This window comes from Martinezella paranaensis (assembly GCF_014200235.1).
In the GTDB taxonomy this organism is placed as follows: Bacteria; Pseudomonadota; Alphaproteobacteria; order Rhizobiales; family Rhizobiaceae; genus Rhizobium; species Rhizobium paranaense.
This window is the reverse complement of the sequence record NZ_JACHBI010000035.1, coordinates 1-7,093: the sequence shown is the minus strand read 5'-3', so window position 1 is coordinate 7,093 and position 7,093 is coordinate 1. Positions and strand designations below refer to the sequence as shown.

Genomic DNA, 7,093 nt, shown 5'->3' with positions numbered 1-7,093 from the left:
TGCCATGCAAATCTCCAGATAACCCTGGAAACCTTCTCGCACACGCGGCAAGCCTCAAAATACAGCCAATTCAATGGGGCGGAGACGGCGCTTACCAAGAATTTTGACAGTCATCGTTTCCTATCATTTCATCTGTCAAGGATGCCTGACGCGAACGTACGCGCAAAAAGGTGCGTTCAGTGGGAATAATTCCGAACACGATCGATGCGGTAAAGCGCCTCGTGCAGAGGCTTCTCGCGCGCTTCCAGAGCGTCGAGTTTGTGCAAGAGGCCGGCCCATGCGGGCTTACGCTTCATCGGCAATTGGAGCAGTTGGGGCAGAGAAGCTTCGTCTGCGCCCCAGTTGATCAGAACGCCCGATCGTTCCGAATGTCGTTTTGAATGCGCGCTACGCAGCCTTCGATTTTCGCCAGCAGAATTTCAAAATCAATGGGCTTGGTCAGATAATCGGCGGCACCTGCTCGCAGACCCATGACCACATTCTGCTTATCGGTCATCGCCGTTAAGAATATGAATGGGACATTGGCAAGTTCAGGATAGTTGATCTGGACTTCCGCCAGCAACTGATGGCCGTCCATTTCCGGCATCGTGATGTCACAAATGACGATATCCGGCCATTTCGATATCAGGACTTCCAAACCCTCGCGGCCATTCGAGGCTTCCAGTGTGGTAAAGCCCGCCTCGGTCAACTCTTCAACGATCAGGCCCCTGATTTCTGCCTCGTCATCAATACATAAAACAGTAGTCATTCGCTTACCCTTGTGATGGTCACGCAGCGCTGGTGCGGTCTGTGGAGGATGAAGTGGCTTTTTTCGAAATCGGGAGCGTGACGATCAGTGAAGTGCCTCTATCCTTTTTGCTATCGATCTCGATCGACCCACCGTGCAGGTCTACAATCTGCTTTACCAGATAGAGGCCAAGGCCTGTGCCAGGAATTCCGGTGGACGTCCGTGCGCGAAAATAGCGCTGAAAGATCTTCGGCACATCCTCGGCATCGATACCGACGCCGTTGTCTCGCACGACAATTTTAACCGCATCACCTTCTTGCCACCCAGAAACGTAGATGTCGGGCTGATCGGGAGCATATTTGGCGGCATTGGATAGAAGATTCGAGAACACCTGCTCAAGAGCAAATTTGTCGGCCTCGATACACTCCGGCAGGGAATCAATATTGCTGAGGATGCGGTGTGATTTGGTAATTGTCGACTGACGATGACAACAGGACTCGATCATCGCCCTCAGCGGAAATTGCTCATGTCGGATTTGAATGGTGCCGTTCTCCATTCGACTTGCCGCAAGAATGCTTTCCATCAAATCGACGATTCTCATGACGGAGGACCGTATCTGTTCCGCCTTATCTCGAACAAACTGAAGGGAAATCTCGCCTTTTACGCGCAGCAGGCGTTGAGCCGCTCCGTCGATGATGGCCAGCGGCGTGCGAAACTCGTGCGACGCCAGCGCCACGAATTGACGCTGCAATTCATTGATGTTGCGTTCCTGCAGCAGAAGTCGTTCCAGCTCACAAGCCTGTTCCTCAACTTCTTTCGTTCTCAGGGCTACCGTCGCTTCCAACGTTTCCTTGTGCTTGACGAGAGCTTCAGCGTTTCGGACGCTCTCCGTGATGTCTTCGTGGGTCGCAACGTAGCGGCCATCGTCCATGGAGCTATGGGTGATGCGCACCACCCGCCCGTCCTGAAGCGTAACGTCCTGGCTGGCCCTTCCGCCCTTCTGGGCTGCCAATCCCACCACGTCGAAATACGTGGCCGTATGAAGCGGCCCGTTGCCGAGATTGGCGCGATAGTCGAGTATGGCCTGCAGCGGCGTACCGGCGACGGTGAGATCTTCGCGCAGGTTGTACATGTGTGCATAAGAAAAATTGCATAAAATCAGCTTTTTATCGGCGGAAAACATGCAAAGCCCATGCGGCATGTTATCCAACGCGATATCGAGAAGGCCATCCTGCTGCCTGGTGACCCATGTCTGTGCATCCATCACGACGAACTCCTCCCAGAGTGGGCCAGGATAGAATTATAGTACTAATTTTATGTTGCACTTCAGAGTGGTTCGTTTCAGAGACACAACTCGCCTCATCGGGACTTATTTCCCTTCTTTGCCACCGAGGCCGGCAGGTGCAAATCCTTGCGTTTGAGCGAGCACGTGCAAAGTCGGTGCGCATAGACTGAAGGAGATCGTCTGGATGGCCCGGCCCGACTGCAGTGCGGCGTCGAACAGATCGGCGAGTTCGTCCAGGCCGTCGCGGCGCAAGCCAATCAGTTCCGCCAGCTCCAGCAAAACCTTGCTGCCGATCGGTCGCTTCTTCGCCGCAAGCTTATTGAAGAGCCAAAACCATCGCCCCGGCCGGACCGGGATCGTCGCCGGGCGCGGCCAGCAGCACCGCATCGCGCAAGGCTTTTTCGCCCTCATTGCGGCCGACCAGCTACACAGCGGCTTGCGCGCATCTTAGCGCCAGCAGCCGGCCCAGGCGGGTTCGGTGCGCACCAGATCGTCGAGCGATTTACGCTGCAACGTCGTATCATCATTTCCGAATCAACCGGCTTCGCCGGAAAACCGGATCGCTTTGGCGCTCGGCCCCTTCCATCCAGTGGCCAAACATGCCATAGATTAGCTAGACAGTCTAGCTAGGTTGGAGCAAATCGATGGAATGGCAGCTACAGGACGCCAAGAACCAATTTTCGAAAGTGGTGCAAAAGGCGCGGCATGAGGGACCACAGATTGTCACCCTGCGCGGCGAGCGCACAGCGATCGTGCTCTCCGCCCGCGACTACGACGCCCTGCGCGCCGGAAGGCCAACACTCGTCGACGATCTGCTCGGTGGTCCGGTCTGGGATGATGAACTCGCCGACGCGGTCGAAACCCGCACCAATACCCCCAGCCGCGACGTGGCGTTGTGATGTATCTGGTCGACACCAATGTTATTTCGGAGGCTCGACGCGGCACGCCGCAGGCGGTGTCCTGGCTACGCTCGGTCGACCCGCTCAGTGTCCATCTGAGCGCGCTGACGCTCGGCGAGATCATGCGCGGCATCGCGCTGAAGCACAAATCCGATCCGAAGCCCGCCGCTCACCTCAGCGAATGGCTGCGCAAGCTGCGTCACGATCATGGCGACCGCATCCTACCGGTGACCGACCAGATCGCCGTGGAGTGGGGTCGCATTGCTGCCATCCGCCCCCGCGGCGATATCGATGGTCTGATTGCCGCGACGGCGATCGTCCACGATCTAATCCTGGTAACGCGCAACGTCAGGGATTTCGGGGATACGGACGCATTCGTGATCAATCCGTGGGAGACCGAGATATGAGCGATGCCTCGGACGCGCGACCGGCAGACAACGAAATTGCACCTCCTGGCGAAGCGGCGGACGGCAGCAATCCAGGCGGTGCTCCCCTTTCTATCGCGAGGGCGACCGGCGCCCCGGCCACGCATCTCGAGCACCTCGCCGATCGTACCCGGGGCTAGGTCGAGGCGGCGAGTTCCGCCAACACCCGCAAGGCCTATGCGTCCGACTGGAAACACTTTGCCGCGTGGTGCCGACGCTCTAACCTCCTTCCCCTCCCCCCGGATCCGCAGACGATCGGCCTCTACATCACCGCCTGTGCGTCCGGCGCTGCAGAGCGTGGCACAAAAGCCAATTCGGTTTCGACGATCGAACGGAGACTTTCGTCTTTGTCCTGGAACTATACCCATCGCGGTCTTCAACTCGATCGCAAGGACCGGCACATCGCGACGGTCATGGCCGGCGTTCGCAACAGCCATGGAAAACCGCCGCTGCAGAAGGAAGCGGTTCTGGCCGACGATATCGTCGCCTACGCCGGCGGTCTGCGGCGCTCGGAAATCGTCGGCCTCGACCTCAAGGCCGATCAGACCGAAGACGGACGCGGCTGGATTGAGATTCTGAACAAGGGCATGCTCGTCACCTTGCGCGGCAAAACCGGATGGCGCGAGGTCGAAATCGGCCGCGGCTCCTCCGATGCCACCTGCCCGGTCGTTGCCACCGAGACCTGGACGCAGTTCGCAAAACTTGCCCACGGTCCGCATTTTCGAAGGGTCACCGGTCAAGGCAAGTTGGTTGGTTCGGAGCGATTGAACGACAAGGAAGTCGCCCGCCTCGTCAAGCGCACCGCAGTGGCCGCAGACATTAGGGGCAATCTTGCCGAAATCGAGCGCGCCTTCAAGTTTTCCGGGCATTCGTTGCGCGCCTGTCTCGCCTCCTCGGCCGAAGTCGATGAGCGATACGTGCAAAAGCAGCTTGGCCATGCTTCGGCTGAGATGACGCGCGGGACCAGCGCCGGCGTGATCGCTTCCGAATTAATCTGACCAAGGCCCCAGGGCTCTAGCCGCCCGACCTTCACGAAACAAAACCAGTTCCCAATTCATGGTCAATATTGCATCATAACTCAATACCCGCAGTTCAAGTGACAACGGCAATATGAATTATTCTGAGAACGACATTGTTCGTGCCGTTGGTGCCAACGCATTTTCGGCAGGTAAAGCCTATCAACGCCAAGGGCGCGTCATTGCATTTCAGTGGGATGGGGATGACGGGATTATGGCGCAAGTGCATGGATCCGACCGCAAACCGTATCGTCTGAGCATTTCCATCGACACAAACCGCAAAGGCCGGGTGGATATCGAAGGGGATTGCTCCTGTCCCGTAGCCTTCAATTGCAAACATGTCGCGGCAAGCCTGGTGCATGGACTGGTATCGGTTCCAAGGCAGGCACGGTTCCCGACACAGATGGCAACCAGGCCAGCTACGGCATCGGGTATCTCGGCTTCATCCCGCACTGCGGCTGCACCGGGCACCCCGGTCCATGCTCCGCTGTCACTGTCCAGTCCCGTCGCCGATTGGCTCAACCGCTTGCGGCAGGCCGATGCCCGGAGCCAGCACGGCGCTGAAAATCTTCCACAACGATTGATCTACGTTCTTTCGCCGGAGCGGGCCCGAGCATCGATGCTTCGGCTACGATTGGAGATCCGATCGGGGCGGGTGCTGAGAGATGGAACGATGTCGGCAACGTCGAGCGCTTATAGCCTAGACAATTGGCACAGCCGTTCCGAAGCGAAATTCCTGCGGGACACCGACCGGAAGATCTTGCAGGTGCTCACCTCTATCCCGCGCTCGGCGATGTATGGCAATGACTACGCGCTGGCGACAGAGCGCGGTGCGGAGGTTCTCGAGCAGATCCTCGCCACTGGCCGTGCCCGCTGGTTGACGATCGACGGCGTCGAGCTGTCATGGGGAGAGGCGATCGCCGGCCACGTTCACTGGGTCTCAGGACAGGGCGGATCGCTGCGTGCCGCTTTGCAGCTTGAGGATCCGTCCCGGGCGGAAAATCTTCTGCTTCTCAATGCCATGCCGCCCGTCTATGTCGACGCAACAGCCGGTGTCGTTGGCCGCATTGAGACCGATCTTGCGCCCATGGTGGTATACGAGATGCTGGATGGTCCGGATATTTCGGCAGCCCAGCTTCCTCTTGTCGCTTCGCACTTACGCGCATCCGGGGCGAGATTGGCAAAGGCAGCACCGCCGCAGCTGACAGAGGCCCAGATCGTCAAGGGGCCGTTCCAACCTGTGCTGCGGTTGATGACTGTCCAGATGCCCCTCCCCTACCGTCCTGGTATTTATCCCTATGGTCAAACCGAAGCCGTCGGCATCGCCCGCGTCGCGTTTCGCTATGGCAGCTGGGAGGTAGCGGCAAGCGCGACGGAAGCCATTGTCTTGCTTATGGATGGCCTTTCGCCCGTCGAAGTCCATCGCAGCACCAGGGCAGAAAAAGCGGCGCTGAACCAATTGCGCTTGGCCAATTTCTTGGCCGCGCAAAAAGTACGGGGTGGTATTCCTGCCGCCAACGTTCGGGATTTTCTTCCAACTGAGGGCGAAGGCGGTTGGTACGACGCACTTTATGACGAGATCCCCGCCTTGGAGCGACAGGGTTGGCAACTCGAGATTGCAGCGGATTTTCCGCACCGGCTGCTACGCGGAGATGGTGCCTTCGAAGCCCGCCTCAGCCCAGGATCCGGGGTCGACTGGTTTGAGCTCGACCTCGGCGTGATGGTCGCTGGTGAACGGCTGGACCTGGTTGGTCCACTGACACGACTGCTGTCGATGATTGATCCTGAGGCGTTGGATCTGCTGGAGGAGGATGAGCCGCTATTCCTGCCATTGCAAGACGGCCAGGTGCTGGCTGTTCCGCTCGGAGGCATTCTGCCCGTTATCAGGACGCTGTTCGATCTCTTCAGTCTGACCGGTGGGCTCGGAGCAGATGGACGACTTCGGCTGTCATCACTCGATGCCGCAAGCCTCGCCGATCTGGAAGCCGCGGCAGGCGCCGGCGTCGCTTGGCAGGGTGGCGATGGGGTGCGCGCATTGGGGCAGAAGCTGCGCAATCATGGCAGCATTCCCGATGTCGACTTGCCTCCCTGGTTTGGCGCGACATTGCGACCCTATCAGGCGAGGGGTTTGGCATGGCTGGCGTTTCTCAATGAGGCCGGGCTCGGTGGCATCCTGGCCGACGACATGGGTCTTGGCAAAACGGTGCAAGCGCTCGGCTTGATCGCCATCGAGAAAGCGGCCGGGAGACTATCACGTCCCGTTCTCGTCATCGCCCCAACTAGCCTCGTGGCCAACTGGGCGACGGAAGCAGAAAGGTTTGCACCTGATCTCTCCGTCCTCGTTCTGCATGGGTCCGACCGCAAGCAGCATTTCCAAAACCTCGATAACGTCGATCTGGTGCTGACCACCTATCCTTTGCTGGCACGCGATCAGGTTATCTTGGCGGACCGCAACTGGCACATGATCTTCCTCGATGAGGCGCAGGTCATCAAGAACGCCAACGCTGCGACGACGAAACTGGTGCACGGGCTCAAATCATCGCATCGCTTCTGCCTGACCGGAACGCCGCTGGAAAATCACCTGGGCGAGGTATGGTCGTTGTTTCATTTTATCGCGCCAGGGTTTTTGGGGGATTTGAAGAGCTTTTGGAGTGCACCCTCAAACTGAGACAGCCTGAGACCGGGAAAATAGCGGACAGTTCCTCGCAAGAAGAGGGAACTGGGCATGGCCAAACGGCTAA

7 protein-coding genes and 1 pseudogene are annotated in these 7,093 nt (G+C 58.5%); 4 read left to right on the top strand and 4 right to left on the bottom strand.

Annotated features, from left to right (window positions below; genetic code table 11):
• Nucleotides 1-346: 346 nt before the first annotated feature.
• The 4 genes from GGD50_RS32275 to GGD50_RS33645 all read right to left on the bottom strand — a co-directional run bounded on the left by GGD50_RS32275 (nt 347) and on the right by GGD50_RS33645 (nt 2,394).
• Nucleotides 347-748 (bottom strand): response regulator, encoded by a 402-nt coding sequence (locus GGD50_RS32275; protein ID WP_183941347.1) that lies wholly within the window; start codon nt 746-748, stop codon nt 347-349.
• Between the two features lie 19 nt (nt 749-767).
• Nucleotides 768-1,991: a sensor histidine kinase gene (locus tag GGD50_RS32270; RefSeq protein ID WP_183941345.1), complete on the bottom strand. Its 1,224-nt coding sequence runs from the start codon at nt 1,989-1,991 to the stop codon at nt 768-770.
• A gap of 105 nt (nt 1,992-2,096) precedes the next feature.
• Nucleotides 2,097-2,291: a hypothetical protein gene (locus tag GGD50_RS33650; RefSeq protein WP_183941343.1), complete on the bottom strand. Its 195-nt coding sequence runs from the start codon at nt 2,289-2,291 to the stop codon at nt 2,097-2,099.
• 37 nt (nt 2,292-2,328) lie between these two features.
• Complete coding sequence (locus GGD50_RS33645; protein ID WP_414125129.1) at nt 2,329-2,394, bottom strand: hypothetical protein; 66 nt, start codon at nt 2,392-2,394, stop codon at nt 2,329-2,331.
• A gap of 262 nt (nt 2,395-2,656) precedes the next feature.
• Between GGD50_RS33645 and GGD50_RS32255 the strand changes: the two genes are divergently transcribed.
• The 4 genes and pseudogenes from GGD50_RS32255 (at nt 2,657) to GGD50_RS32240 (ending at nt 7,020) form a co-directional block, all read left to right on the top strand.
• The gene (locus GGD50_RS32255; RefSeq protein WP_183941340.1) at nt 2,657-2,911 is read left to right on the top strand and encodes a type II toxin-antitoxin system Phd/YefM family antitoxin; all 255 of its coding nucleotides are present in this window, start codon (nt 2,657-2,659) and stop codon (nt 2,909-2,911) included.
• Nucleotides 2,911-3,318 carry a type II toxin-antitoxin system VapC family toxin gene (locus GGD50_RS32250; protein WP_183941338.1) on the top strand — a complete coding sequence of 136 codons (408 nt, stop codon included), beginning with the start codon at nt 2,911-2,913 and terminating at the stop codon, nt 3,316-3,318. Before GGD50_RS32255 ends, GGD50_RS32250 begins: the two co-directional genes overlap by 1 nt.
• Nucleotides 3,315-4,354, top strand: a pseudogene (locus GGD50_RS32245) (tyrosine-type recombinase/integrase). The gene GGD50_RS32250 and the pseudogene GGD50_RS32245 overlap by 4 nt, the downstream one beginning before the upstream one ends.
• A gap of 671 nt (nt 4,355-5,025) precedes the next feature.
• A complete protein-coding gene (locus GGD50_RS32240) occupies nt 5,026-7,020 on the top strand; it encodes a DEAD/DEAH box helicase (RefSeq protein ID WP_246451685.1) in 1,995 nt (664 codons plus the stop codon).
• Nucleotides 7,021-7,093: the final 73 nt, after the last annotated feature.